26 protein-coding genes are annotated in these 26,989 nt (G+C 40.9%); 13 read left to right on the top strand and 13 right to left on the bottom strand.

Annotation, left to right across the window (positions count from 1 at the left end; genetic code table 11):
* Positions 1-88: 88 nt before the first annotated feature.
* The 5 genes from gspF to TPSD3_RS08515 form a co-directional block, all read right to left on the bottom strand.
* The gene (gene gspF, locus TPSD3_RS08535; protein ID WP_086488127.1) at positions 89-1,294 is read right to left on the bottom strand and encodes a type II secretion system inner membrane protein GspF; all 1,206 of its coding nucleotides are present in this window, start codon (positions 1,292-1,294) and stop codon (positions 89-91) included.
* A gap of 35 nt (positions 1,295-1,329) precedes the next feature.
* Positions 1,330-1,674 carry a TraR/DksA family transcriptional regulator gene (locus TPSD3_RS08530; protein ID WP_086488126.1) on the bottom strand — a complete coding sequence of 115 codons (345 nt, stop codon included), beginning with the start codon at positions 1,672-1,674 and terminating at the stop codon, positions 1,330-1,332.
* A gap of 88 nt (positions 1,675-1,762) precedes the next feature.
* Positions 1,763-2,737, bottom strand: coding sequence for a WD40 repeat domain-containing protein (locus tag TPSD3_RS08525; RefSeq protein ID WP_086488125.1), 975 nt, complete (start codon positions 2,735-2,737; stop codon positions 1,763-1,765).
* A 140-nt stretch (positions 2,738-2,877) separates the two neighbouring features.
* Positions 2,878-3,534 (bottom strand): HyaD/HybD family hydrogenase maturation endopeptidase, encoded by a 657-nt coding sequence (hybD, locus tag TPSD3_RS08520; protein ID WP_086488124.1) that lies wholly within the window; start codon positions 3,532-3,534, stop codon positions 2,878-2,880.
* Positions 3,531-4,400, bottom strand: a complete 870-nt coding sequence (locus tag TPSD3_RS08515; RefSeq protein ID WP_086488123.1) for a CAP domain-containing protein — start codon at positions 4,398-4,400, stop codon at positions 3,531-3,533. The genes hybD and TPSD3_RS08515 overlap by 4 nt, the downstream gene beginning before the upstream one ends.
* 150 nt (positions 4,401-4,550) lie before the next feature.
* Here TPSD3_RS08515 and TPSD3_RS08510 point away from each other — a divergent pair, with 150 nt between their 5' ends.
* The 5 genes from TPSD3_RS08510 (at position 4,551) to TPSD3_RS08490 (ending at position 11,844) form a co-directional block, all read left to right on the top strand.
* Positions 4,551-6,350 carry an ABCB family ABC transporter ATP-binding protein/permease gene (locus TPSD3_RS08510; RefSeq protein ID WP_342587069.1) on the top strand — a complete coding sequence of 600 codons (1,800 nt, stop codon included), beginning with the start codon at positions 4,551-4,553 and terminating at the stop codon, positions 6,348-6,350.
* 88 nt (positions 6,351-6,438) lie between these two features.
* Complete coding sequence (locus tag TPSD3_RS08505) at positions 6,439-7,764, top strand: PAS domain-containing sensor histidine kinase (protein ID WP_086488122.1); 1,326 nt, start codon at positions 6,439-6,441, stop codon at positions 7,762-7,764.
* 87 nt (positions 7,765-7,851) lie between these two features.
* Positions 7,852-9,618: a methyltransferase domain-containing protein gene (locus TPSD3_RS08500; RefSeq protein WP_086488121.1), complete on the top strand. Its 1,767-nt coding sequence runs from the start codon at positions 7,852-7,854 to the stop codon at positions 9,616-9,618.
* A gap of 5 nt (positions 9,619-9,623) precedes the next feature.
* A complete protein-coding gene (locus TPSD3_RS08495; protein ID WP_245391550.1) occupies positions 9,624-10,904 on the top strand; it encodes an ABC transporter ATP-binding protein in 1,281 nt (426 codons plus the stop codon).
* A 16-nt stretch (positions 10,905-10,920) separates the two neighbouring features.
* Positions 10,921-11,844: a lysophospholipid acyltransferase family protein gene (locus tag TPSD3_RS08490; protein WP_086488119.1), complete on the top strand. Its 924-nt coding sequence runs from the start codon at positions 10,921-10,923 to the stop codon at positions 11,842-11,844.
* A 4-nt stretch (positions 11,845-11,848) separates the two neighbouring features.
* Here TPSD3_RS08490 and TPSD3_RS08485 read toward each other — a convergent pair whose 3' ends face one another.
* Both TPSD3_RS08485 and TPSD3_RS08480 read right to left on the bottom strand, forming a co-directional pair.
* Positions 11,849-12,808, bottom strand: coding sequence for a Nudix family hydrolase (locus TPSD3_RS08485; RefSeq protein WP_086488118.1), 960 nt, complete (start codon positions 12,806-12,808; stop codon positions 11,849-11,851).
* Between the two features lie 89 nt (positions 12,809-12,897).
* On the bottom strand, positions 12,898-13,398 hold the full coding sequence (locus tag TPSD3_RS08480; protein ID WP_217884405.1) for a DnaJ domain-containing protein: 501 nt from the start codon (positions 13,396-13,398) through the stop codon (positions 12,898-12,900).
* 216 nt (positions 13,399-13,614) lie between these two features.
* Between TPSD3_RS08480 and TPSD3_RS08475 the strand changes: the two genes are divergently transcribed.
* From TPSD3_RS08475 to pyrF, 6 genes are all read left to right on the top strand, one after another.
* Positions 13,615-14,544 carry an Rpn family recombination-promoting nuclease/putative transposase gene (locus TPSD3_RS08475; protein ID WP_086488116.1) on the top strand — a complete coding sequence of 310 codons (930 nt, stop codon included), beginning with the start codon at positions 13,615-13,617 and terminating at the stop codon, positions 14,542-14,544.
* A gap of 13 nt (positions 14,545-14,557) precedes the next feature.
* Positions 14,558-15,499, top strand: a complete 942-nt coding sequence (locus TPSD3_RS08470; protein WP_086488115.1) for an Rpn family recombination-promoting nuclease/putative transposase — start codon at positions 14,558-14,560, stop codon at positions 15,497-15,499.
* Positions 15,500-15,512: 13 nt separating this feature from the next.
* Positions 15,513-16,430 (top strand): Rpn family recombination-promoting nuclease/putative transposase, encoded by a 918-nt coding sequence (locus TPSD3_RS08465; protein ID WP_086488114.1) that lies wholly within the window; start codon positions 15,513-15,515, stop codon positions 16,428-16,430.
* Positions 16,431-16,443: 13 nt separating this feature from the next.
* On the top strand, positions 16,444-17,415 hold the full coding sequence (locus TPSD3_RS08460; RefSeq protein WP_086488113.1) for an Rpn family recombination-promoting nuclease/putative transposase: 972 nt from the start codon (positions 16,444-16,446) through the stop codon (positions 17,413-17,415).
* 242 nt (positions 17,416-17,657) lie between these two features.
* Positions 17,658-18,824: a lipopolysaccharide assembly protein LapB gene (gene lapB, locus TPSD3_RS08455; RefSeq protein ID WP_086488112.1), complete on the top strand. Its 1,167-nt coding sequence runs from the start codon at positions 17,658-17,660 to the stop codon at positions 18,822-18,824.
* Positions 18,814-19,515: an orotidine-5'-phosphate decarboxylase gene (gene pyrF, locus TPSD3_RS08450; RefSeq protein WP_176329795.1), complete on the top strand. Its 702-nt coding sequence runs from the start codon at positions 18,814-18,816 to the stop codon at positions 19,513-19,515. Before lapB ends, pyrF begins: the two co-directional genes overlap by 11 nt.
* An 82-nt stretch (positions 19,516-19,597) precedes the next feature.
* Here pyrF and TPSD3_RS08445 read toward each other — a convergent pair whose 3' ends face one another.
* Positions 19,598-19,870, bottom strand: coding sequence for a hypothetical protein (locus tag TPSD3_RS08445; protein ID WP_086488111.1), 273 nt, complete (start codon positions 19,868-19,870; stop codon positions 19,598-19,600).
* 282 nt (positions 19,871-20,152) lie between these two features.
* On the opposite strand from TPSD3_RS08445, the gene rsxG reads away from it, so the two are divergent.
* Positions 20,153-20,758 (top strand): electron transport complex subunit RsxG, encoded by a 606-nt coding sequence (gene rsxG, locus TPSD3_RS08440; RefSeq protein ID WP_245391549.1) that lies wholly within the window; start codon positions 20,153-20,155, stop codon positions 20,756-20,758.
* Between the two features lie 163 nt (positions 20,759-20,921).
* Here the strand turns inward: rsxG and TPSD3_RS08435 are convergent, their stop codons facing one another.
* The 5 genes from TPSD3_RS08435 to TPSD3_RS08415 all read right to left on the bottom strand — a co-directional run bounded on the left by TPSD3_RS08435 (position 20,922) and on the right by TPSD3_RS08415 (position 25,191).
* Complete coding sequence (locus tag TPSD3_RS08435) at positions 20,922-21,704, bottom strand: RNA-guided endonuclease InsQ/TnpB family protein (RefSeq protein WP_086488430.1); 783 nt, start codon at positions 21,702-21,704, stop codon at positions 20,922-20,924.
* A 477-nt stretch (positions 21,705-22,181) separates the two neighbouring features.
* Positions 22,182-23,132: an AEC family transporter gene (locus TPSD3_RS08430; protein WP_086488109.1), complete on the bottom strand. Its 951-nt coding sequence runs from the start codon at positions 23,130-23,132 to the stop codon at positions 22,182-22,184.
* A 52-nt stretch (positions 23,133-23,184) separates the two neighbouring features.
* On the bottom strand, positions 23,185-24,105 hold the full coding sequence (gene rimK, locus TPSD3_RS08425) for a 30S ribosomal protein S6--L-glutamate ligase (RefSeq protein ID WP_086488108.1): 921 nt from the start codon (positions 24,103-24,105) through the stop codon (positions 23,185-23,187).
* A gap of 60 nt (positions 24,106-24,165) precedes the next feature.
* Positions 24,166-24,720: an ATP-dependent zinc protease family protein gene (locus TPSD3_RS08420; RefSeq protein ID WP_086488107.1), complete on the bottom strand. Its 555-nt coding sequence runs from the start codon at positions 24,718-24,720 to the stop codon at positions 24,166-24,168.
* A 66-nt stretch (positions 24,721-24,786) separates the two neighbouring features.
* On the bottom strand, positions 24,787-25,191 hold the full coding sequence (locus TPSD3_RS08415) for an HIT family protein (RefSeq protein ID WP_245391548.1): 405 nt from the start codon (positions 25,189-25,191) through the stop codon (positions 24,787-24,789).
* 223 nt (positions 25,192-25,414) lie between these two features.
* Between TPSD3_RS08415 and TPSD3_RS08410 the strand changes: the two genes are divergently transcribed.
* Positions 25,415-26,905 (top strand): LysM peptidoglycan-binding domain-containing protein, encoded by a 1,491-nt coding sequence (locus TPSD3_RS08410; RefSeq protein WP_086488106.1) that lies wholly within the window; start codon positions 25,415-25,417, stop codon positions 26,903-26,905.
* Positions 26,906-26,989 lie beyond the last annotated feature (84 nt).

Raw genomic sequence — 26,989 nt, 5'->3', positions numbered from 1 at the left:
TCTTGTGTCTGTAAATTCTGATTCTGATAAATAAGAACTTTATAAATTAAATCTTTTTAGTATACTAATTCTGAAATTCTGAAAACGCTTACTGTACCAATTGATTTAATTCAAAAATGGGCATTAAAATCGCTAAAACAATGGTTAATACCACGCCACCCATGAGTAAAATTAATAACGGCTCAAATAACCCTAAAAAAATCGCAATTAATGACTCTAATTCCCGTTCTTGCGTGGTCGCGGCGCGCTCTAACATCTCATCTAAACGGCCACTGCTCTCACCACTGGCGATTAAATACACCGTCATGGGCGGAAATAAACCCGATGCCGCTAAGGCATCGTGCAAACTACTGCCTTCTCGCACCCGATCCGAAGCCAATAAAATAGCCTCACGAATCAAACGATTACTCACCACCTCCGCAGTAATTCGTAACGCATCCAACAACGGCACACTGCTGGCCATGAGAATGCTTAATGTCCGCGTGAAACGTGCTACATTGGCTCCGCGTTCTAAACGCGCAATTAAGGGTAAATGTAATAATAGATGATGAAAACGTTTTAAAAAAGATTCATAACGTAATAAATAACTAAATCCCATCACGCCCATCGCTAAGAATAATAATAAAATCCCGCCCCACTCTTTTAAAAAATCACTGATATTAATTAATAAACGAGTTAATAACGGTAATTCTTGGCGCGTGTTTAAAAACACTTGTACCACTTGTGGTACAACATACGCCAATAAACCCACCACCACCAATAAAGCCACAGTAGTCAGCAACGCGGGATAAAATAAAGCCAACAAAGTTTTTTGGCGAATATGTTGGCGCGTTTCGGTGTAATCCGCTAACCGTTCCAACACAATATCTAAATGTCCCGACTGCTCCCCCGCCGCCACCGTAGCGCGATACAATTCAGGAAAAACTTTAGGAAACAAGGCCAAACCTTCGGCTAAACTATGCCCTTCTAGCACCCGCGCCCGCACCGCTAACAGTAAACTTTTTAAACGCGCTTTTTCAGTTTGTTCAGAGATCGCCCGCAAAGCCTCTTCCAATGCCAACCCTGATTTGACTAACGTCGCCAATTGACGAGTGAATAAAGCCAAATCCGCCGCACCCACACGCGTATGAGAACGGCGTTGTTGCTGACTGGCTTTCATCACCTCATCAATGGTCAACGGAGATAAACCCTGTTCCCGCAATTGCTGGCGAATTTGACGCGCCGTATCTCCTTCTAACACGCCTTTGCGGGTACGTCCTTTGGCATCTAGGGCAGTGTATTCAAAAGCGGCCATAATTCAATCATTTTCCTTTGCTGGAGTGGAAAAGATTACGCAAATTTTTCTGCGCATTTAATACAACGCGGAGTCGCTGGATCGATCAACAAACGCCGTTGATCAATTTCCATCCCACAATCCAAACAATCCCCATATTCCCCCGCGTCTACTCGACGTAATGCGGCTTCAATCCGCACCAATTGTTGTTGATAACGGCGTACGGTATCTTTTGCCATTTGTTGGGCTTGAATGGCATCTAAGCGCGACAAACGTCCTACTGCGCTTTGGTCTAATTCCACCGTTTCTACCATTTCTTTTTGCGATTCGGTGGATTGGCTTAATTCTGCACGAGTCTCTAATAATAAGGCTTTAAAACGTGCTAATTCCTCTTCTGTCATCTTTTTTTCTCACAAGCAAATAAAATAAAAATAAACCTGTCAGGTCATTACACCTGACAGGTTTTTTTATGACAATTAATCTTAAAAATTACTGCCAAAAAATAATTAAACGATCATCACCACCCGATGCCAAAGGCATTCCATTGGGACTAAAGGTGACGGCATTCACATGACCATTGTGGCCGGGTAACACGGTTTTTAATTCTCGTGTGGCCACTTCCCAGACTTTGACATTGTCCCCTTGGCCGCCGCTGCCTGCGGCTAAGTAGCGTCCATCTTTGCTGAAACTGACTGAAGTGATTGAATTTGTGCCGCTGTTTAAATCCGCAACGGCTTGTCCTGTGCTGACATCCCACAATTTTAAATTGTTTTGCTGTCCGCCGCCGCCCGTTGCTAATAACTTGCCATCGGGATGAAATGTCACACTTAATACAGAGCCTTCGTGTCCTTCTAAACGATGTACTGTATCACCTGTAGCCACATTCCACACCCGCACCGTGCGATCAAAACTGCCGCTGGCCAGCAAACTGTTATCTGGACTAAAAGCCACTGACCACACCCGTCCTTGATGTCCGCGTAAGGTCTTGATTAAACGCCCCGTAGCCACTTCCCACACATTAATCGTTTTGTCCGAACTGGCCGAAGCCAACAAACGGCTGTCATGACTAAAGGCTAAATGTTGTACAGAACTGACATGGCCTTCCAATGTGCGCACGATTTTTTGCGTACTGCTGTCCCACAACAAAATATTTTCATCCACGCCACCGCTGCCTGACGCAAACCAGCGTCCATCCGCACTAAAAACGACACTGTTCACCCAACTGCGATGCCCCGCCAGCGTGTGTAACGGTTTACCTTCGCTCACCGACCACAAGCGCACCGTATCATCCATACTGGCTGAGGCGAGGATTTTTCCATCAGGGCTAAAACTAAGCGACATGATCGAATCGCGGTGGCCAGCTAAAGTTTTTGTCGCTTCGGTCGGCACTTTCACCGCCGTCGCCGTACACCCCGCGAATAACGGCAGTAACACGACAAGAAGCCAAAAATTACAATGTCGCATGGTGATAAACTCTCCAGAATAAGCCTGACACGTTCAGGAATATAATACAGTGCGTTAGGGGTGAAACGGTGGCTATCTTCGACGCTCAAAAATCCGCAAACAGCCGATTTAACACCCAAATAGGTTAAAATTTTACCTGATTATGCGTCTGTTTTGGGGAAAATTTGGTTTAAAACCCGTGCATCTCCCCAGCGACATGCGTATTCTGCGTCAGGTCGTTGTGTTTCGTAGGCTTCAAGGCCTAAACTGGGGTCAGTTAAGCCTTCCGATTCGGCTAAGGGAAGGGTGCGTTTTTCTGGAATCACTCCCCATTCGGCGAGTAAGTGCAAACACGCCGTTATGGCGTTATCCATTTGCGCTTTAACGGTAAAGGTTAAACTGCCGCCGTAATCTTCTAATAATTCGGGTTGAATGCCAATTAATGCCAGATGTTGTGGACATTTTCCTGTCAAAACCGCTGCGGCTAATACTTCTTGAAATCCTGTTTGATGCAGACTCATTTTTTTTACGCCCATAAATTGGGGTACATCGGCATTTTTTACTATTTTTAAAGTACCGGGATCAAGTCCATAATCAATCGCATCTAAAATAAGTAAATGACTGGCGATTTGAATATGCGGCAATAAATACATACCTTGCGTGCCACCATCCATTAAAGTAACGTGCCAAGGAAAAACATAACGTTGATGTAATAAATTCACCAAACGCACGCCAAAACCTTCATCCGCCCACAATAAATTTCCAATACCTAAAATTAAAATATGCGCCTGATTAAAATTAGAATTCTGATCATTCATTCGTAATATTCTCCCGCATAATCCATGACACACATCATTCGATAATAACTGTGATAACCACACGCCACGCCAATATAATTAAAATGAGGATTAAAAATATTAATACGATGGCCGCGATCTGGCACACCGTCATCAATAATTAGCCCAATTAAATTGCTTTCAGCGGTAAAATAACCATAAGCAATATTTTCTCCAGAAGATTTACGCCACGTGCCATAACGGTTAATGCGATCCGAAATTTGACTGCCATCGTTACCCATGTGTCCAACAAATCCTTGTGCGCCTTGATCCGCGACATGATCTTGTGCGGCACGGGTTAATCCAATCGAATAAATTAAGGGAGGTAATGGGGATTGTCGTTGTAAGAATTCAATGGCTTCATCAACAGCCGCTAATCCTTCTTTAATCTCAATACCGGGCAAATTAATGGTTAAATGAACATGTGGATTTTGTGCGGCATGTTGATATAATTGGTCAATGCCATTTTGATAATAAAAGCGTAATTGTTCGGGTAATCCTTGTAATAAAACGTCATTAAATTGCTGTGAGAGGGTATTTAAACTGATCTCCTCAATATGAGGAATTTTGATACGATTCCCATTCACATAACCGCGTAAATGTGCCAATTTACTGGCATATTCTTGGGGATAAAGTCGTGCCAGATTGGTTTCTTCAACAATTTGCCATTCCAATTGCAATAATTCATCGCTCGTGTCAGTTTTAGGCGCGAAAGGCGCGGGTATCGTAGGCAACAATAGCGGTGGGGAAGATTTTGCTATTTCAGGGACAGGCGGCTGCCACCGTTGATAAGCCACTATTGCCGCAAATATAAGCAGTAGAATGAACAGAAATTTTGACACGTTCATCTGATAACTTTTTGTTTTTTTAAATTTTTCTCGTTTTCAAACTGTTTTATCCCATTCCAAAGCAGTAGAATAAGTTGCGTTGGCGGTCTTCATCTTCATCATATCACGGATTATGTTACCATTGTTTCATTCAAAAATGCGCAAAAATCTATGTCAAAATTTGCTTTTTCCCCTATGCCTGTTGAGGCATTTTCACCTTCTTCTCAACCAAGCTCTGGCGTTTATTTCAGTGCGATTTGGCCGTATATTTGGGATTATCGTGGGCGTGTATTAGCGGCATTAATGGCCTTAGTCTTAGCGAAAATTGCTAATGTGGGCGTGCCAATTTTACTGAAATATTTAATTGATGACTTAAATCAACCCGCGGAATTATTAACCTTACCGTTATTCTTGCTGTTGATTTATGGTGCATTGCGCTTGTCCAGTAGTTTTTTTAACGAGCTACGGGATGCTTTATTTGCGCGGGTGCGTTATCGGGCGATGCGGCGATTATCGAATGAATTATTAACGCACTTACATCAATTGTCTTTGCGGTTTCATTTAGAACGGCGCACGGGTGCAATTTCCCGCGATTTAGAGCGCGGCACACGCAGTATTAGTTCTATTCTGAATTATCTGGTGTTTAATATTATTCCTACGATTGCTGAATTATTATTAATCACGGGGATTTTATTATGGAATTATCATTTTAGTTTTACGGTTATTACGCTGGTGACGATTGCGGTTTATGTGATTTTTACGTTTATGATGATGGATTGGCGGGTGAAATATCGCCATCAAATGAACGCCTCCGAATCCGAAGCCAATACCCAAGCGATAGACAGTCTGGTTAATTACGAAACGGTCAAATATTTTGGCAATGAAGCATTTGAAGCCCGTCGCTACGATAACACCTTGAGCGAATGGGAAGAGTCCGCGGTAAAAAGTCAAACCACCATGTCGGCTTTAAACTTTGGTCAAGCGTCGATTATTGCCATTGGCGTAACGCTCATTATGATTGCCGCCAGTCGAGAAGTGGTGGCCGGACAAATGAGTATTGGTGATTTGGTATTAGTGAATGCTTTTTTGCTGCAATTATTTATCCCATTAAATTTTTTAGGGGTGGTTTATCGCTCCATGAAATATGCGTTTATTGACATGGGGAATTTATTTAAATTACTGGACGAAAAACCAGAAATTCAAGATAAAATAAACGCACCTGCATTAATCGTTGGTGATGGTACAGTTGAATTTAAAAACGTATCTTTCTTTTATCAAAAAGAGCGTCCTATTTTGCATCATATTAGCTTTACCATTCCTGCGGGGCATAAGGTTGCAGTGGTTGGGGCGAGTGGTGCGGGGAAATCAACTTTAGCCCGTTTATTGCTTCGTTTTTACGACGTGCAAGGCGGTGGCATTTATATTAATGGGCAGAATATCAGCGAAGTGACGCAAGCCAGTTTGCGCGCTGCCATTGGCATTGTGCCGCAAGATACGGTGTTATTTAATGAAACGATTTTTTATAATATTCATTATGCCTTACCTTCCGCGAATAAAGAAGCCGTGATTGAAGCGGCAAAATTGGCTAATATACACGAATTTATTTTGCAATTACCGCAAGGTTATGACACTTTAGTGGGCGAGCGCGGTTTGAAATTATCGGGCGGTGAAAAGCAGCGTGTCGCCATTGCACGAGCGATTTTAAAACGGCCAAAAATTCTGATTTTCGACGAGGCCACTTCAGCTTTAGACAGCCATTCGGAGCAGGCGATTCAACAAGCTTTGTCGCAAGTGGCTGAAAATCATACCACTTTGGTGATTGCACACCGTTTATCAACCATTGTTGATGCCGAGCAGATTTTAGTGATGGCGAATGGAATGATTATTGAGCGCGGCAATCATAGCGAATTATTGGCATTAAATGGCACTTATTCGCAAATGTGGGCGTTACAGCAAGAAACGGATAATTAAGCACCATTCCCTCATTATGTGCTAGAGTTTATGGGGTAAGTTGTTATTTCTTACCCCAGATTATTTCTAGTGCATTAACAGGAGTCCTATGATGTCCATAGAGCATGTTGAAAATTTGCAATCTTTAGTGCAAAAGTTACAGAATTATCACCTTGAATTAGAATTGCAAAATGAAGAATTGCGTCGTGCGCATAATGAATTAGAATTTTCACGGGATCGTTTGGCCGAATTATATCATTTTTCGCCTGTGGCTTATTTAACGCTTTCTATTCATGGGCAGATTATTGAATTGAATATGACGGCTGCGTTATTGTTAGAGAATGATATTATTTTTTTGCGTTATAAACCGTTTATTAGTTTTATTGCGCCAGAGTCACAAAATGCGTTTTTATTGCATTTAAAATTAGTGGCTAAACAAAGTGTAGAACATCATCGTTGTGAATTGGAATTGTCTCATAAAACCAGAAAGTTAATTGTGCGCTTAGAAAGCGTGGGCATTCCTGATGAGAATAAGAATATTTATAAAATCCATACTGCGTTAATTGACATTACTGAACAGCGACAAATCCAAGTTCGTTTGCAAGATCACCATCAGTATTTAGAACAACTGGTGTCAGAACGGACTTTATGCTTGCAAAAAACCAATCAAAAACTATTAGAAAGCAATAAGGCAAAAGATCAATTTCTGGCTCTCATGAGTCATGAATTAAGAACGCCATTACACGCCATTATTACCTTAGCAGGCACATTACAAGATCAATTACAAGAAACCCTTAATCAAAAGCAATTAAAATCATTGCGCACCATTGAAGAAAGTGGTCAACATTTAACGGCATTGATTAATAATATTTTGGAATTGTCGAAAATTCAGGCGAATAAATTAAAGTTAGATATTGGCATTGTTTATGTGGATGAATTGTGTGAAACGTGTTTACGTTTGGTGCGAGAAGAAGCCAGTAAAAAAGAGCAGACTTTGGTATTAAAAATTATGTCGAATACTAAAGTGTGTTATGGGGATGAGCGTTATTTGCGACAAATTTTGGTGAATTTACTCAGTAATGCGGTGAAATTCACGCCCAAAGGTGGCACGATTTCCTTGCAAGTGAATGGTTTTTTCTGTGCGGAAGCCATTGAATTTTCTGTTATTGATACGGGTGTGGGCATTGCGCAATCGGATTTGAAAAAATTATTTCAGCCTTTTACCCAATTAGACAGCCGTTTATCGCGCCAATTTGGGGGCAGCGGTTTGGGTTTATCTTTGGTGCAGAGTTTGGTGGATATTCATTGGGGAAAGGTGTTGGTCGAAAGTGAGGTGAATCGAGGCAGTTGTTTCAGCGTGCTGTTGCCGTGGTTGAGACAGCAAGATTCGCCTCATGGCACGCTTTCGCTGCCCAAAGCTCAGGCGAGCAGATAAGCGCGTCGTGGGCTGTGGCATGGTCAGCAAGGACGGGATCATGTTATCCTAGTGAACATTATTTTCATTTTTGCCTAAAAGAAATTTATGGATATTGTTGATTTACCACAACCTTTTGGTTTTTATCGGGTCATCACGGGGGGAGATGAGTTACATTTTGGTTATTGGACTGTTCCCGAAGACAAGCTCACTTTACCCCAAGCCCAAGAGGCATTGACGGCGTTAATTTTTTCCCGTTTACCGCCCGCACCTGCACGTATTCTTGATGTGGGTTGTGGGTTGGGTGCGACGGCACAATTGTTACACGAAAAAGGTTATGAGGTTGTGGCGATTGCGCCCGATGCGAATTTAATAGCCTACGCAAAGAAATACCATCAAGGGCCGGAATATATTGCCTGTGGATTTTTAGAATTATCGCAAGCATTAGTGCAAGAAAATAGTTTTGATTTATTATTATTCCAAGAATCTTTACAATATTTTCCTGATTTGCATTCCGTGTTTATTCGTGCCAAACAATTATTAAAAGCACAGGGGAAATTGTTAATTTGTGATGAAGTGTCTTATCATCCTAGGACACGTGAATATTCTGCGGTACATTTAGCCGCGGATATTGAGGCTATTTTTGCGCAAATGGGTTTTTTTGTGCGTCATCATCAACGTTTAGGCGAAGCAGTGACTTTAACGTGTGATTGGGTGGCGCGGGGATTTGCGGAAAATCGGGATTATTTCTTGTCTTTATTTGGTGAAGCCATTGCGCCTGAAATTGATCGTTTTTATCATGGTTGGTTAATGCAAGGGCAATGGTATCGACAGCATTTATTTGGTTATGAATTATGGGAATTAGAGCCGAGTCCTTACACCATTCGCGGTTATATTTCGGGTGATGAATATGCGATTTTAGACGGATTTCATCAAGCTTTTGGGGTGAATCGCAGCACGCAACATTGGCAGTGGAAATTTTTACGCAATCCTTTTGGCGGCCCTTTTATTGCCAGTGTGTGGCAACACACGCAATTGGTCTGTCATTACACGGCTTATCCTGTTCCTGTTTGGCTCAATGGCCGCAGTACTTTAACTTTCCAAGTGGGCGATACGTTTACCCTGGCCGCATGGCGCGGCATTGGTCGCGGTCATAGCAGTTTATTAGCCAGAGCGGTGCGGTTTTTTCATCGGCAATTTTGTGAAAATCGTTTGCCTTTTTTCTATGGTTTTAATACGGGAACAGTGCAGAAATTTGGGCAAAAATTTCTTGATTATCAATCTGCTACAGAAATTTATGATTGGTTTCTTTCTGAGTCTATTTTTAAGAAATTACAGAAAACACCCCGCTGGAAAAATTGGTCAAAAGGTTACACCGTGGCTTGTGTTAATCGAGTCGATGATTGGGCGGATAAAATCTTAAAACAATCTCGCCATCATTATCCTGTTTTTATTGAACGCAATCAGGTTTATTTAAAATGGCGTTATGAGCAGCATCCTGATTTTAGTTATCGTTTTTTTGTGGTGCATCGTTGGCGTAAACCTGTGGGTTGGTGGATCACTCGTGTCGAAGGGGAAACTTTAATTTTAATTGATGCGTTATTTAGTCAATTTGATGCTTTTGCTTTACGCGCTGGATTGATTGCGGCATTAAAATTTTATCAGCAATGTGGTCAGAAAATTACGCAAGTGCATGGTTGGTTTTCATTAACCCCAGAAACGTGGACAAATTTATTGCGAGATATTGGTTTTGAACCACAACGACAATGGCAACAATTAGACCTTTGTTTAACTTTGTTTAATGCCAATCAAGCCGATCAACAGGCATTATTAAAACAATTTTATTTTACCGCAGGCGATAGTGATTTATTTTAATAAATATGATGGACAATGTGATTGAATTAGAAAATGTCAGTAAAACCTACCGCATTTATCAACGCGGTTGGGATCAATTAAAAGAAATTATGACAGGGCGCACTTATGCCCATTTAACTTATGCGTTGCATCCTTTAAATCTCAATATTCATCATGGACAAGTGGTTGGATTAGTGGGAAAAAATGGCGCGGGAAAAAGCACTTTATTAAAATTAGTGGCGCGTACTTTAACGCCTGATTTGGGCGGACATTGTCGGGTTCATGGGCGCGTTGCGGCGTTATTAGAATTGGGTGGGGGATTTCATCCTGAAATGACGGGGCGAGAAAATGTCTATTTAAGTGGCGCGGTCATGGGGTTGACTTTGCAGCAAATTGATGAATTATATGATGAAATCGTCGCTTTTGCGGGCATTGCCGACGACATGGAACGCCCGGTAAAAACTTATTCTTCGGGGATGTTTGTCAGACTGGCGTTTGCGGTGGCCACGTGTATTGAGCCTGATATTTTAATTGTGGATGAAGCGTTATCGGTTGGAGATGGGGCATTTGCGAGAAAATCATTTGACCGCATTATGCACTTTCGAGAGTCGGCCAAAACGATTTTATTTTGCTCTCATTCTCTGTATCAAATGGAGAAAATTTGCGACACGGTTTTATGGTTAGATCACGGCCAAGTTAAAGCCCAAGGCGATCCCAATCATGTTTTAACGGAATATGCGGAATTTTTAAATCATGATAGCAATAGTCGCACTTCTCTTTTATCTCCGGCAAAAATCAATACCTCTTCTGATTCCGACATAGAAAGCACAGAAGAAACCCTTTCTATTCCCACCGAATTAAAAGGCACGGCTCGATTAACTCAAATTGTCGCCCACAGTGGCGCGCAATCTGGTACGGCTTTGCAATTGCACAGTGGCGAAAGTGAATTAACGGTGACCATTGAATTTATTTACGATCCCACATTAGCCACGCCGACGGTGGGTGTGGCGGTGATGCGTCGAGATGGTTTATTAATCGCCAGTGCCACCACGCATAATGATGATGTATTAATTCCTCATCACAATACGGGGAAAGGAAAAATTAATTTATTATTTCCGCGTTTATTACTGTTAAAAGGTAATTATCAATTAGATGTTTATTTAGGTTGTGAAAAAGCCTTACATGCTTATGATCAAGCCTTGTCAGCGATTCAATTAGAAGTGGTGCAACACGGCGTAGAACAAGGAATTGTCGCCATGCCGCATCGGTGGCAGTTGACGGCGCAAGACCATTTATTGTCGTTATAACAATACGGTAGGTATTATGAAAAATACTGAACGTGTTATGCACGCTTATGGCCGACGTTACCATCGTTTTTTAAGTATTTTGCGACAAACAGCGCGTTATTTACCGCCTCGTTATGGTTATCCTTTTGCGGCGCGGTTGGCGCGTTATTTTAGTCCCCATCGTGATCCGGCGATTTGCGGGCATGTACACCACATTGCGCAGCAATGCGTAGCTCATTTATCCCATTCTCCGCCGCAAGTGTGGCACAGTATGTTGAATCATATTGGTGTGTCTCATCTTAATATTTTTCGTATCGCGCAATTAGATCAAGATTGGTTAGCGCAATCAGTGACGATTCATTGTGATTTTGATATTAAAGAAACGTTAAAAAATCGCGGCTTATTTTTAATGACTTATCACAATCACCATAATTTTTTATTTACCGTGGCCATAGGGTTATTATTAGCGCGTCGCATTCGTACTTTAGCGATGAGTCCAGAAATCAGCCCTATTTATTCTTATATTAGCGATATTTACCAAAATTATTTTACTGATTGTGAGCGATTTTATCATGGGGGAGAATTCCTTTATGTCACGGAAAATACTTCGCCCCAATCCTTACGTGCAGTGAGTAAAACTTTAAAAGCAGGGGATATTGTCATTAGTTTGAACGATATTTTTAGTCCTTATGCGGAAAAGCGCACCCGTCATTTTGATTTTTTAGGGCAGAAATTACCTTGTCCCGTAGGAACGGTGGAATTGGCGATTCACACGGGAGCAGCAATGGCGGCGGGTTCTATTCGTTGGTTGGGAGGGGAGCGATTTGAATTGACTTTATTTGCGCTGCCCGCAGAACAAGGTGTAGATGCGGTGATGTCGGCTTATTTGGCAGGATTGCATCGTTTAATTACGCTTGATGCGGGCGTTTGGGAAGGCTGGCGTTTATGGCGTTTGCCGTGATTTTTTATATTTCATTCTTCCCCAGCCAAAAATCCCGAATTCCTGCAATTCCTTGTGCGCCGTGGGCGCGGGCGCAGTGGAGTTGTTTTTGTTGTAATCCACCTAAGGCATAAGCTGGACAATGGGCTTGTTCGACCAAACGGAAAAAACCTAACCAACCCAAAGCACGCCCATCAGGGTGCGACAAGGTCGGCCGCACGGGACTGATCACCACAAAATCAGTTTGTATTCGTTGCGCTTGCACCAAATCGCTGGCGTGATGACAAGAAGCAGACACCCAATATTCCTTAGATAAAGGCCGTGAAACCTGCTCAAAAAGCCGCTCACTGGTCAAATGGACACCATGACTGCCCACCGATTGTGCCGTAGTCACATCCGCATTTAAAATCAATTCTGCCCGATGTTCTGCGCAAATACGCAATACATTTTCAGCAAAATGACAATAATCTCGCAATGAATCCGCATACAAAGCTTTAGCACGCAACTGAATTAAACGCTGTCCTTGCGCCAATACGTGCGACAAACCATTAAAAAATGCCTTATCCCGCAAACGAGTGGGTTCTGGCGTAATCACGTAAAAATCAGGTAAAAAAATCGCGTCAATAATCGGATAATTGGCATCAGGAAAATGGTAATCAGACAACTGCTCTGGATGGCACCACAACAAAGGTTGTCCTTCACGCCCCCACGCCTCTCCTTGCCATTGTTCTACGTACCACACATCTAACAAGATGGTTTGCTTGGGATAGTGATGTAAAACACGAATCAAAGGACGAGCTTGTAAAACATCAATACCCAGTTCTTCATTTAATTCTCGCGCCAACGCATGTTCTACAGACTCATTGCTTTCCACTTTACCGCCGGGAAATTCCCACCGATCCCCCTGATGCGCTTGGCTGGCGCGACGGGTGATTAAAATGTCCCCTTTGGGATTGGCGATAACGGCGGCAACAACGTGCAACATAACCCAACTTCTATCGTATGATTAAACAGCGTAAAATGATACTGCAATTCGCGTGCAATCGCCACGTAAAAAAATGCGACTGCACACGGTTAAGAACGAAACACTCGCCCTTGCAATTCCTGAGCAATACTCCACGGTAATAAAACGCGGGCTAATTGTGCGCCATATTTATCAATCATGGCTTGCCACGCATAACTGGGACAATAACAATATTGACGGGCTTTTAATAATTCGCGTAAATATTCTAATAAAATTAAACTGTCTTCAATTCCTAATTGAATCGCCCATTCACAATAAGATTGTCGTTCTTGTTCATCTTCAATTCCCCAATGATCTAAAAAAGTTTCTAACCGATGATAAGTAGAAGAAGAATAAGAATAAGTGGATCGCGGTGGGGATGTCGTTTTTTTAGGCGACAGCGGCTCTTCCGCCTGACAGTAAGGTCGTGCGGCTTGATAATAATGCTGTAATGTTTGAAATGCCTCTTTGCTGCCGCCTTTATCGGGGTGTAAACGCCGTGCCAATCGCCGATAAGCCGCTTTTAACTCCACCGCTGTAAACGGTACAGACAAACCAAAGTAGGTTGACAATGCCTCCTGCATTTCCATAAACCTCTATAAAATCAGTTTAATAGGAGATTCTACTAAAAATCAACTTTAGGAAATGCAGATTATAGCTTGTTTTTCAGGAAAAAATTAACCAATATGACAAAAAAAATGAGACTGAGGTCAATAGCCTATACCAAAACTAACTTATTGATTATAATGCTTAGTGTAGCAATATAGTCAATTAAGGAGTACGCAACGATGCCAAATTCACCAAGAAAATTAATTAGTTTTGATTGGGCGATTAAGAAGATTCTGCGCAGTAAAGCTAATTTTGGGATTTTAGAAGGATTTTTATCTGAATTATTATTTACCAATATTCAGATTTTAGAAGTGTTGGAAAGTGAAAGCAATCAAGACCTGCCCGATGATAAATTTAATCGGGTTGATATTAAAGTTAAAGACAGTGAGGAAAAGATTTATATTATTGAAGTGCAGTTTTCGCGTGAATTAGATTATTTACAGCGAATTCTTTATGCTTGTTCTAAAGTCATTACGGAACATTTACCTAAGGGTGTGCCTTATGCTGAGGTGAGCAAAGTTATTTCTGTGAATATTCTGCATTTTGATTTGGGTAAAGGCGATGATTATATTTATCATGGCACGACGCGCTTTATTGGATTGCATAATCAAACTGAATTAGAGTTAAGCGAGGAACAAAAAAATCTTTATGCGGTAAAGAAAATTGCTGATTTATATCCTGAATATTATTTGATTGAATTGCGTAATTTTAATAATGTGGCGAAGAATACTTTAGATGAATGGATTTATTTTCTTAAAAATGAACAGATTGAAGATAATTTTACTGCCAAAGGTTTGAAAGAAGCTAAAGAAACATTAGATGTGTTAAAAATGACTCCACAAGAACGATTGGCTTATGAACGCCATCAGGAAGATTTACATTATCAAGCCAGTATGTATCAATCAACTTATGTATTGGGTAAATTGGAGGGCAAAGAAGAAGGTAAAGAAGAAGGGATAGAAATAGGTATCGTCATTGGTGAGGAAAGAGGCATGAAAAAAGCCTTATTACAAACTGCGACAAAAATGAAAAAAATGGGAATGAGTCACCGTGATATTGCAGAAATAATGGGTTTGACATTGGAAGAAATAGAAACACTTTTCATCTAAGGAGTACGCAACGATGCCAAATTCACCAAGAAAATTAATTAGTTTTGATTGGGCGATTAAGAAGATTTTGCGCAGTAAAGCTAATTTTGGGATTTTAGAAGGATTTTTATCTGAATTATTATTTACCAATATTCAGATTTTAGAAGTATTGGAAAGTGAAAGCAATCAAGACCTGCCCGATGATAAATTTAATCGGGTTGATATTAAAGTTAAAGACAGTGAGGAAAAGATTTATATTATTGAAGTGCAGTTTTCGCGTGAATTAGATTATTTACAGCGAATTCTTTATGCTTGTTCTAAAGTTATTACGGAACATTTACCTAAGGGTGTGCCTTATGCTGAGGTGAGCAAGGTTATTTCTGTGAATATTCTGCATTTTGATTTGGGTAAAGGCGATGATTATATTTATCATGGCACGACGCACTTTATTGGATTGCATAATCAAACTGAATTAGAGTTAAGCGAGGAGCAAAAAAATCTTTATGCGGTAAAGAAAATTGCTGATTTATATCCTGAATATTATTTGATTGAATTGCGTAATTTTAATAATGTGGCGAAGAATACTTTAGATGAATGGATTTATTTTCTTAAAAATGAGCAGATTGAAGATAATTTTACTGCCAAAGGTTTGAAAGAGGCTAAAGAAACATTAGATGTGTTAAAAATGACTCCACAAGAACGATTGGCTTACGAACGCCATCAGGAAGATTTACATTATCAAGCCAGTATGTATCAATCAACTTATGTATTGGGTAAATTGGAGGGCAAAGAAGAAGGGATAGAAATAGGTATTGTCATTGGTGAGGAAAGAGGTATCGCCATTGGTGAGGAAAGAGGCATGAAAAAAGCCTTATTACAAACTGCGACAAAAATGAAAAAAATGGGAATGAGTCACCATGATATTGCAAAAATAATGGGTTTGACATTGGAAGAAATAGAAACACTTTTCATCTAAGGAGTATGCAGCGATGCCAAATTCACCAAGAAAATTAATTAGTTTTGATTGGGCGATTAAGAAGATTCTGCGCAGTAAAGCTAATTTTGGGATTTTAGAAGGATTTTTATCTGAATTATTATTTACCAATATTCAAATTTTAGAAGTGTTGGAAAGTGAAAGCAATCAAGACTTGCCCGATGATAAATTTAATCGGGTTGATATTAAAGTTAAAGACAGTGAGGAAAAGATTTATATTATTGAAGTGCAGTTTTCGCGTGAATTAGATTATTTACAGCGAATTCTTTATGCTTGTTCTAAAGTCATTACGGAACATTTACCTAAGGGTGTGCCTTATGCTGAGGTGAGCAAAGTTATTTCTGTGAATATTCTGCATTTTGATTTGGGTAAAGGCGACGATTATATTTATCATGGCACGACGCGCTTTATTGGATTGCATAATCAAACTGAATTAGAGTTAAGCGAGGAGCAAAAAAATCTTTATGCGGTAAAGAAAATTGCTGATTTATATCCTGAATATTATTTGATTGAATTGCGTAATTTTAATAATGTGGCGAAGAATACTTTAGATGAATGGATTTATTTTCTTAAAAATGAGCAGATTGAAGATAATTTTACCGCCAAAGGTTTGAAAGAGGCTAAAGAAACATTAGATGTGTTAAAAATGACTCCACAAGAACGATTGGCTTACGAACGCCATCAGGAAGATTTACATTATCAAGCCAGTATGTATCAATCAACTTATGTATTGGGTAAATTGGAGGGCAAAGAAGAAGGGATAGAAATAGGTATTGTCATTGGTGAGGAAAGAGGCATGAAAAAAGCCTTATTACAAACTGCGACAAAAATGAAAAAAATGGGAATGAGTCACCATGATATTGCAGAAATAATGGGTTTGACATTGGAAGAAATAGAAACACTTTTCATCTAAGGAGTATGCAGCGATGCCAAATTCACCAAGAAAATTAATTAGTTTTGATTGGGCGATTAAGAAGATTCTGCGCAGTAAAGCTAATTTTGGGATTTTAGAAGGATTTTTATCTGAATTATTATTTACCAATATTCAGATTTTAGAAGTGTTGGAAAGTGAAAGCAATCAAGACCTGCCCGATGATAAATTTAATCGGGTTGATATTAAAGTTAAAGACAGTGAGGAAAAGATTTATATTATTGAAGTGCAGTTTTCGCGTGAATTAGATTATTTACAGCGAATTCTTTATGCTTGTTCTAAAGTCATTACGGAACATTTACCTAAGGGTGTGCCTTATGCTGAGGTGAGCAAGGTTATTTCTGTGAATATTCTGCATTTTGATTTGGGTAAAGGCGACGATTATATTTATCATGGCACGACGCGCTTTATTGGATTGCATAATCAAACTGAATTAGAGTTAAGCGAGGAGCAAAAAAATCTTTATGCGGTAAAGAAAATTGCTGATTTATATCCTGAATATTATTTGATTGAATTGCGTAATTTTAATAATGTGGCGAAGAATACTTTAGATGAATGGATTTATTTTCTTAAAAATGAGCAGATTGAAGATAATTTTACTGCCAAAGGTTTGAAAGAGGCTAAAGAAACATTAGATGTGTTAAAAATGACTCCACAAGAACGATTGGCTTACGAACGCCATCAGGAAGATTTACATTATCAAGCCAGTATGTATCAATCAACTTATGTATTGGGTAAATTGGAGGGCAAAGAAGAAGGTAAAGAAGAAGGGATAGAAATAGGTATCGTCATTGGTGAAGAAAGAGGCATTGCCATTGGTGAGGAAAGAGGCATGAAAAAAGCCTTATTACAAACTGCGACAAAAATGAAAAAAATGGGAATGAGTCACCATGATATTGCAGAAATAATGGGTTTGACATTGGAAGAAATAGAACGATTATTTGACTCAGACAAAAATCTTCTCTAAATATAAAAATATTTAGGCTATATCCCTTATTTTTTTAAATACTCCCCACATCCACTAAAAACCTCAGCCAATTTTTACACTTGTCGATTCAAGTTATCGCATAATCTGCTATAGTGTACCATCTAAACGAAATCTGTGCTTAGACGGACGGAATTCACTTGACTATTATTGTCGTCAGACCAATTTCTGCATAAACCTTTTGTTCTATTTCCCCATTTCATTTGTAATAATAATGTGTCTCAATGAATGAGTTGTTATGGCTACTTTTACCTATTGCTGCCGCATCAGGCTGGTTTGCAGCACGTCGCAGTTTCTTAGAACAATCGGCGCGTAGCAATAATCATTTATCGCTGGATTATTTTCGCGGTTTAAATTACCTATTAAACGAACAACCTGACAAAGCCATTGATGTTTTTATTAAGCTGATTGATGTCGATAGCGATACGGTAGAAACACATCTGGCTTTAGGTGCTTTATTTCGACGGCGCGGTGAAGTGGATAGAGCCATTCGCATTCATCAAAATTTAATTGCGCGTCCCACTTTAAATACTGAACAACGCAGCCAAGCTTTATTAGAATTAGGTCAAGATTATTTTTGTGCGGGTTTATTGGATCGGGCGGAAGATTTATTGTTACAATTAACACACAGTCCGATTCATCAATTACGGGCTTATTATCAACTGTTAGATATTTATCAACAAGAACATGATTGGGATAAAGCCATTCATACTGCGCGACAATTGTCACAAGTCTGTGGGGAATCGCTGCATCCCGTGATTGCCCAATACCATTGTGAGCAAGCTGATTATTGGCGGCAGCAGCACGATTTAAACCGCACCCATCAAGCCCTCGCGCAAGCCCTACATGTCGATCCCAATTGCGTACGTGCCAGTTTGTTGGAAGGGGAATTGTCGTTGCAAACGGCCGATTATCCACGCGCCATCACCGCATTTAAACGAGTAGAACAACAAGACCCCGATTATTTATCTGAAGTGATTGAGCCTTTACAACAATGTTATGAACAATTGCAGCAAACCGATCAATTTGCCGATTATTTAAACGGATTATTAAAACAATATAATGGCATCACTCCCATGCTGGTGATGGCGAAAATTTTAAAACAACAACAAGGCGATCAACACGCTGCTGATTTTATCGTGAAACAATTGCATCGTTGTCCCTCAATTCGCGGTTTAGATCACCTGCTTGATTTAGCCTTGATGCGTGCAGGAAATATCACGCATGATCACTTATTATTACTCAAAGATATGACTAAACAATTGCTACGCAATAAACCAATTTATAAATGTGGACATTGTGGTTTTACCGGTAAAACTTTACATTGGCAATGTCCAAGTTGCAAACAATGGAACACAGTTAAACCAATACAAGGTATCGATGGTGAGTAAAACTCCTTTAATTATTGCTTTAGATTTTCCCACCGCACAAAAAGCATTGGCTTTTGTGCAGCCATTGGATGCCCAACGTTATCGAGTCAAAGTAGGTTTAGAACTGTTTACTCGTGAGGGACCCGCTTTAATTGAAGCGTTGCATCGTTTGGGATTTGACGTGTTTCTTGATTTAAAATTTCACGACATCCCTAATACGGTGGCGCGGGCTTGTGCTTCTGCGGCGGAGTTGGGGGTGTGGATGTTAAATGTACACGCTTTGGGCGGACGGGATATGTTGTTGGCGGCGCGGGAGGCAATTGAAGCGTATCAACCACGGCCTTTATTGATTGCGGTCAGTATTTTGACCAGTTTGGAACAAAGCGATCTGTATGCGACGGGACTTCATGGCACTTTAGAAGAAAATGTGTTAAGACTCGCTCGTTTAGTTAAAGCAAATCAATTAGATGGTTTGGTGTGTTCACCACATGAGTTGACGGCAATTAAGCGCACAATGGATAAAGACGATCCTTTTGTGTTGGTCACACCCGGTATTCGTCCTGTGGGCAGCGAATCTCATGATCAAAAACGTATTATGACCCCCAAAGAAGCCTTAGATTTGGGAGCGACTTATTTGGTGCTTGGCCGTCCTGTGACGCAAGCTGATGCGCCTCAAGCGGTTTTGGCCGCGATTGAAGCCAGTTTACAGTAGCAAAAACCAATATTTCCCTGAATCATCGCCAACACAACCCCATGGTAAGGCAGACGCATTTGTCTGCCCTTATGGTAAGCAGCTACAATGTTTCGCTGTGTTCTAAAACTTCAGGGTAGAATTGTTGCAATAATATGCAAATTCGCTTGCGAATAGATACAAAAACATCCAAACGCCCCGCCAATGCGTGTCGTTCTAAATGTTCTGCAATGGCCTGTTTCAAGGCACGATGGGCATTATTCCGTAAGTGTTTGTCATGCGCACGATGTAGTAAGTCATTCAGTGCATCACTAAATTCTTCTACATTTTCTGCATGAAACAGTCGGTTCATGGTTTGTAAGTCATCAGCCATCATATCTGTACCTGCTGAATGTCTTTAAAAAAAGCGCGTCTCTTCGCTAATCCAGTTTTTTTTGCACTGCACAAAATTAGGCAAATTATATACCTTATACAGTCAGCAATAAAGTATTTTTTGTTGTTTTTTTCACAAAATCTGTGGTAAAAACAGCACTATTTCACAAAAAAGACTTTTAGAATACAAACGCAGGGTGATCATGACGGCGTTTACTAGAAAAAATAGATAGATAAAACGGCTTTCTGATAGAGAATATTTAGTGATTTTTAGGAGTATTTTATTTTGAAATCATTTGCAAAAGCCACCAGCGTAATCAGTATCGCAGCTTTGGTGGGGGCTGTTTTGGTGGCCGGCACTTATCAGGCAACTCGCGCCCAAACCGCTCAAAATGAAAGAAATACCTTATTGCGCACCCTTAATCAAGTGATGCCTGCTGATTATTACGACAATGAATTGTTAGCAGATAAGATCGATTATCCCGCTAATACGTCACATGCTGCCTCTATCACGGTTTATCGGGCGTGGCAACAAGGTCAGGCGCGTGGTGTGGCTTTGATGACCAGTGCGTTAGAGGGCTATAACGGGCGTATTCAATTGTTGATCGGCTTGGATGCGCAGGGAACAGTGTTGGGTGTGCGTGTTTTGTCGCATCAGGAAACGCCTGGATTGGGGGATGCCATTGAACATCGTCGTTCGGATTGGATCACCGCGTTTAACGGGCGATCTTTGGAAAATCCGTCATCAACCGGCTGGCAAGTAAAACGCGATGGCGGAATTTTTGACCAATTTACCGGCGCGACCATTACTCCGCGTGCGGTGGTGCGTGCGGTTTACCATGCTTTGCAGTTCTATCAGCAAGAAAAAAGTACCATTTTCCCCGAAAGTTGATAACGATGCTTAGGGCATGGTTTAACTTAAAAACCGATTCCAAAACTGGCTTTAATGGGAGCTTAAATGAATTGCTGTGTAAAAGCAGCTTATAGTTACGATTTACATAGAAAAGAATTTTCTATGCTCCTCTAAACGCTTCAACGCAGATAGCTTTAGCGGATTAATCCGCTAAAGTCTGACATCCGCTCGGCGTTCGTATAGCATTGATAACTCTCAATGCTTTGTTTAAAATGTTTTTGCTTGCGTTTGAATCCCTATCTATTTCAAATCCGCACGCTTTGCAAGTAAAGGTTCTATCCGATAACGTTAAATGCTCATTTCTCCAACCGCAACATGAACACGTCTTTGAACTTGCAAACCACCGATCTATTTTAACCACTTCTTTACTGTACCACTTCGCTTTATAACTAAGGATGTTATAAAACTCTGAGAAAGAAGCATCACTGATGGATTTTGCTAGATTATGATTTTTAATCATTCCAGATACGTTCAAATCTTCAATCATGAATTTACTGTTGTTCGGAATTTCTCTGTCTAAAACAATTTTAACTTTCCCAATTTTTTCTAAACGGATTTTGTTGTCTGATAAACTGAACTTTTGATTGGGCAGTCTAAAACTTTGAAGGCCGTCTTTAGTTTTGAATTGAGGACGACCTATTTTTTTCTTTCTAGTTTTTGAAAAGTAATTCTTTTTAAAAGATTTAAAATCTATTTCTTTCTGTTGTAAGGCTGCTGCACTTACTTCACCCATCCACTCATATTTCTTTCTCAATAAAGTAGAAGTTAAAGGCGATTCTTGCTCTGTCTTATTCTTATCAAATTTATTAAAGATTTCTACATTGTGATTCCACACCACTCTCACACAACCAAAGGTCTTATTCAACTGTATAAGTTGTTGTTTTGTTGGATATATCCGATATTTAAACGCTTTAAGAGTGATCATCTTCTTTATCCAATTGCTTAATAAGTTCTTCGGTTTTACGGCGACTTTTCCGTCTTCCGTACAATCTAGCGGTAAAAGACGTTACCAATCAGAATTGACAGAATTTCAGGATTTTCAGAACTAAAGAATAAAAAACTGATGGAAAACAAACGACTTGCAAGAATAAATTTTGAAAATTCTTGCGTCTGTAAATTCTGATTCTGACAAAATAAGAATTCTATACCAAAATTAAGTCATTCATAAAACTTTTCTGTCAGAATCAGAATTGACAGAATTTCAGGATTTTCAGAACTAAAGAATAAAAAACTGATGGAAAACAAACGACTTGCAAGAATCAATTTTGAAAATTCTTGTGTCTGTAAATTCTGATTCTGACAAAATAAGAATTCTATGAACCCTATATTTTCTAATTGTTGACAAATCCAAACATGATAAGCACAACATATTTTATTCACCAAAACCCTGCTGACATCCCCCTTACATCAACCCCAAACCACGCAACAACGTCACACCAAAACTGGTCGCAAACAGCGAACCAATCACCGTTAAAACAATAATATTCGCGGCCAAAGACGCATTTCCGCCCATCGCTCTAACCATGATATAACTGGCAGCCGCAGTGGGCGCAGAAGATAATAGAAATAACACGCCTAAATCAATCCCACGAAATCCCAATAAATAACCCCCAAAAGTCAATAAAAACGGCACAATAATCAATTTACAAGCCGACGCAAATAACGCCTTATTTAAATCACATTTAAGCGCATTAAAATCTAACGATCCCCCCGTACATAACAACGCCAAAGGCAACGTCATTTGTGCAAAATATTCTCCCGTATCCAAAATTATCGCAGGCAATTGCACTTCTGTCCACGCAATCGGTAACGCCAACACAATCCCAATAATTAAAGGATTCGTAATAATCCCCATAAAAGTATTGCCAATACCTTTATTCTTATGGAGAGAACGATTTAAAGTAATAACAGACAGAATGTTAAATAAAATCGTCACTAAACCAATATATAAAGATGCCGCCACCAATCCCGCATGACCATAAGCATTAATACAATACGCCAAACCAATAATGCCCATATTAGAACGGAACGATCCTTGTACAATCACCCCCCGATCTTCCTGCGGATGAATAAAATAATGCGCAATCACTTCCAATAGCAAGTAAACCACCACCGTACCTATCGCCGCATAGACAATTAATGTCCCATTGGTGACTTCAGAAATATGGGTTTTACTAATGCTAATAAACAATAAGGTAGGCAAGGCCACATTAAAGACTAATTTCGATCCCACTTCGATAAAATTATCATTAATCCAACCCAAATAGGTAAACCAAACGCCTAACGCTAAAATAACAAAAATCGGTGCCGTAATGGAAAAGGAAAATCCTAAAATTTCTAAAAAATTAGACATTATTTTTACTTCAATAAAACAGAGAATATTATTCTTATTCTGCGATGGCGCATTAACCCTTGCCACGTGTTCGATTACGAGCGGGACTGTCGCGGGTTTCCTCAATTTTTCTTTGTGTAAACTCGATGATCATACGCGCAATATCTTTACCCGTAGCGCGCTCAATCCCTTCTAAGCCCGGACTCGAATTCACCTCCATCACCACAGGGCCATGATTGGCGCGGAGAATATCCACACCCGCAACATCCAAACCAATAATATTCGCCGCTCGCGTCGCAATCGAACGCTCCTCTGGCGTAATTTTAACCAACTCCGCCCGACCCCCGCGATGCAAATTAGAACGAAACTCACCAGGCTTTGCTTGGCGCAACATCGAAGCTACCACCTTATCCCCAATGACAAAACAACGAATATCCGCGCCTCGGGCTTCTTTAATAAATTCCTGCGCCAAAAAATGCACTTTTAAGCCGCGAAACGCATCAATCACACTCTCAGCCGCTTGGCGCGTTTCTGCTAACACCACACCACGGCCTTGCGTGCCTTCCAACAATTTAAGAACCAAAGGCGCACCGCCCGCCAAATTAATCAAATCATCCGTATCATCAGGCGAATGCGCAAATCCCGTCACCGGCAGCCCAATGCCTTTACGCGCCAATAATTGCAAAGATCGCAACTTATCCCGTGCGCGACTGATGGCGACGGATTCATTGACGGTCAACACGCCCATCATTTCAAATTGTCGCACAACCGCCGTACCATAAAAAGTAACGGACGCACCAATGCGCGGAATGACAGCGTCAACCTGTTCAATTGCCTGTCCTTTGTAATGAATTTGCGGATTATGCGCGGCAATATTCATGTAACAGCGCAAATGATCAATCACCTGCGCCTGATGTCCTAATTGTTCGGCCGCTTCAACCAAGCGGCGAGTAGAATATAAATTACGGTTGCGAGAAAGGATGACTAATTTCATCGTAGTATGCAGGAATAGTTGGCTTAGATTGGGAAAATTAGAATTTTAGAATAGAACGCGCTAACTTTTTTTAACGGGGCGCGCCAGCAAATAGGAAGCGGTGGGATTAATGAACAAACCCTCTGGCATAGCCGTACGCCCAAGCAACATGGGAAAACGCATGGTATCCCGATTCGTGAGCGTAATTTCAATCGGCCATTCATGCCCGGCCAAACGTACCGGCGTACAAATCACATACCGCTGTTCCCGATGCCCTCCCGAATCACTGACTACCCGTTGATCAATAATTTGCGCTTCACAACAAACATGCGGATAAGGGGGGTGTTTAGACAAATGCACATAAAAACGCACCCAATGTTGTTGTTGACGTTGGAAAGTTTCGAGTTGATAAGCGTGTAATGCCGAAGTGCGCGCTCCCGTATCCACTTTGGCCTTGAGCGCGACAATTCCCAATTCGGGCAGAGCCAACCATTCGCGCCAGCCAATGGTGAGCGGCTCAATTTTTTGTATTTTTCTAGGCGCGGGGGCTTTCAATATCGACCTATCACCGGGTAGCAGAGAAAAAATAACGGTTTTATTCTCGACTATTGTCAAACAACGAGATGACAAAACCATGAAGAGTTTCTGACAAGACGACCGTTCGGGGGATATTGTACCAGCAATTATTGAGAGACACTGCTTTTATAAGTTCAGTGGTTTTTCCTCCCAATACACCGCTTTTTCTGGGAATAAATGCCGAATTCCCCCACGCGGATCAGCACAATCCCCGCGATAACGTGGAATTAAATGAATATGTAAGTGCATGACAGTTTGTCCAGCCGCTGCGCCGTCGTTAATGCCGATATTATAGCCATCAGGCGCAAACATTTCAGATAAGCGAAAACGCGCATCACTGAGGGCTTGTAGAATCGCCATTTGTTCCATTTCAGTTAAATGAAATAACGAATGAATATGACGACGTGGAATAATTAAAGTATGTCCCGGTGAGACAGGGAAATTATCCCGAATAGTGACAGTTAATTCAGTTTCTGCAATAATTTCGCAGGCTTCTAAAGTGCAAAACGGACAATATTGATGTTTCATCATAACAACCCACGCATTGAGTAAAGCGATCCGTTGTGTGGTGCCAAGAAAGAGGCACTATTCAACGGTTAATTGATTTCATTCATCGGCTCAAGGCAATTTTAATACCTGAATTCAGGTTTTGACGGTGTGGAGGCTGGTTTTGGGGAAAAAACTGCTGTATAAACATCCCATAATACTACTTTGTCTTAGTCAAAGTGTGTTGTGGTTGGCGGGATGTCAGAGCGTGCCGCCTGCCACTGAACCTTTGCCAATGCCGCCTATTCGCCTTCCTGTGCCGCAGGCCTCGCCGGTGTTGCCTTCTCAAGATGCGGATATTCCGCTGTGGCGACCTCCTGATCCTGTTTTACATGCGGAAGAAGAGGAAGAAACAGAAGACATTTCTCTTGCAGATTCCCCAGCAATACCCAAACCTGCCCTGCCCAAACAACGCCTCACTTATCCTCTGACCAGAGAAGATCGGAACAGTTTGTGGCATCGCATTCGCAGTGGCTATGGTTTGATCGAAAATGAACATGAGTCTATTGAAGAGATCACGGCTAAATATCTGAAACATCCTCAATATTTTAATCGTCTGGCGGAAAATGCCGCGCCTTGGTTATACCACATTGTGTCTCAAGTCGAAGAACGAGGAATGCCGTTGGAAATTGCTTTACTGCCCGCTGTGGAAAGTGGCTTTCAACCATTGGCACGCTCCCCCAGAAATGCCGCCGGTTTATGGCAATTTATGCCCGAAACAGGACGATCTTTTGGCTTAAAACAAGATTCATTGTACGATGGAAGACAAGATATTGTGGCTTCGACCGATGCGGCATTGACTTATCTGCAACGTCTACATCGCCAATTTGACGGAGATTGGCTGAATGCCCTAGCTGCCTACAATTGGGGACAGGGCAATGTGCAAAAAGCCATTGAAAAAAATATTGCCGCCGGCAAACCCACCGATTATTGGTCTTTAGATTTACCCAAAGAAACCCGTGAATTTGTACCGCGTCTTTTAGCCATTTCTGAGATTATTAGAAATCCGAAACAATACGGGGTTAAATTAATGCCCATTGCAGATTCTCCTTATTTTGAATCTGTACCTTTAGAACAGGCGATTGATTTAAATGTGGCGGCGGATTTAATTGGGCTTCATGCGGAAGATTTAAAACGCTTAAATCCGGGTTATCGTGGGAAAATAACTCCGCCCCAAGGAGAGGGTCATCATGCTTTGGTTTTACCGATTGGCAAAGCGGATTTATTTCGTCGCCAAGTTGCGCTACTCGATGCGGATCAACTGTTGCCGGAGGGCGACAAACCGCCCCGTAAAACATTAACCGTTGCCTCAACCCCAAGTCCCGGCAATTCCCCGTCTTCTACCGCTCCCGTACAAAAAACAATCGCTTATCGAGTAAAAAAAGGCGACACATTGGCACGCATTGCGCAGGCTTATCACACCGATGTGACCACCTTAAAACGATTGAATCGACATCTAAACACGCGCCAATTAAAAGTAGGTAGCCGCATTCGTGTCCCGGAGCTATCTGTAGCACTCGTCAGTCAGCCCACAAAAGCACCGCGTGCTGAATTGTCAACGGTCTATACGGTGCGAAAAGGTGATACATTAGGCACTATCGCCCGTCGCTATCAAGTGACTGTCGCTCATTTAAAACGCTGGAATCGTTTATCCAGTAATCGCCTACACTTGGGACAGCAATTACGCATTAATCCCTAATATTTTCTATAAGAAAAACCACTTATTCATGAGCAATCGAATAATCTATATTTACACCTCTACACCTTCACACCTTTACTTTTT

It is taken from the genome of Thioflexithrix psekupsensis (assembly GCF_002149925.1).
GTDB lineage: Bacteria > Pseudomonadota > Gammaproteobacteria > Beggiatoales > Beggiatoaceae > Thioflexithrix > Thioflexithrix psekupsensis.
Note: the sequence above shows the minus strand (reverse complement) of the source record. Positions and strands in the feature narration are given on the sequence as shown.